This is a genomic window from Pseudomonas sp. B7(2017), assembly GCF_002112745.1.
Taxonomy (GTDB): Bacteria; Pseudomonadota; Gammaproteobacteria; order Pseudomonadales; family Pseudomonadaceae; genus Aquipseudomonas; species Aquipseudomonas ekonensis.
Map to the genome: position 1 here is coordinate 1 of NZ_NEIP01000043.1, position 1318 is coordinate 1318.

Below are 1318 nucleotides of genomic sequence, written 5' to 3' on the forward strand. Positions count from 1 at the left end.
TGGGGTCGGTTTCGGGTGGGTTGGGGGTGGGTTTGAACATGGTGTAGCTCCTTGAGAAATGGAGCCGTCAGCCATCGCTGCTAAACGAATGGGTGGCGGCTGTACGCGGGTTAGCAGACCAGGCTCAAGGATCCCGGCGCACCGAAGTGCCCCACGCAAAGCCGCCATGACGCATTCAGCGGAGCTTACGTGCCTTGAGAATTGCCGGGCTGCTAAACCCGATCACTGATTCGTCAGCGACCGCCAAACGATAGAACCCGCCCCCAAGGCGCACAAGACGGCGGATTCTGGCGTAGCTGTAGGCAATGGCGCAAGGTGGCGTGGGGTGGTGGGAGTGGTTTTAAACGGAAGTAAACAGACTCGATAAAAAATGAAGTGCATAGCCATTTCGGTTGAAATGGGGGCGTATAAATAAATCCGGATAAATCTATCCGTCCCCGTTTCCGCGCATGCCTCACTGCCGTCAGCTCATACCGCAGACCAGAAAATTGTCTAGGTGGTAGTCATTGCCATGCCGGGCTGATCGTGAATTCACAATCTCGATCGATACCGTTCCTGTTGTCGCCACCGCTTCATGTGCAATGTAGAACCAGTTGGCGTTGTTGACGGTAAAAGCTTGAGATACCGAATCTCCAATCCGTATTGAAAGCACGGCGGGGTTTCCTGATGAGAGATTGAAAGCTCTTGCTTCAGCCTGGAATCGGTATCTTCTACCCACTATGACGTCGTAGGTTTTATGCAGGACGACACCAGCATGGTATTCGCCGTTTGAAGTGTTGTTGTGTAAGTAATAGGCGCCCGGTGAACCAGCAAATATGATTTCTGCACCTGCTGGTCCTTTGTTCCAGCCTCCTAGTGACAAATTGTTGAAATCCACTGAGTCATACAGTTCTTGCACTGTCAGTGTCCGCACGTTCGAATAAGTGTCAGTGTCGTGATAGAGCGACTTGGCAAAGAGGCGCCGAACGCCAAACGGTAGTGTGACCGCCAACTGCCAAATCCCGGTGGTGGCGTCGGCGGTCGCCGTACCTTTGGACTCTGCAATTGAACTATCGCCGTCGAACACCTCGACCTTCTGCCCCGCCGTCGCTGTGCCGGTGAGCGTTAGGCTTGTGTCGGCGGTGACGCCGTCGTCCGGGATCTCGACGCCCTTTGAGTCCTTCACCGACGTGAGAGTCGGCGGCTCCAGTTCGACCGCAACACCAATCAAGAACCCCAGCGGATTGGAATAGCTCACCTTGCCCGTCTCGGCCCGCCGGATGCTGTAGCTCGCCGTCAGCGTCTCCCCGCGCCGGGCCTCGAAGTGCTGCTGCACGAA

General features: G+C 55.5%; 1 pseudogene. It reads right to left on the minus strand.

Annotated features, from left to right (window positions below):
* Positions 1–463 precede the first annotated feature (463 nt).
* Positions 464–1318: pseudogene (locus CAG29_RS28630) on the minus strand (hypothetical protein); the annotation flags it as partial.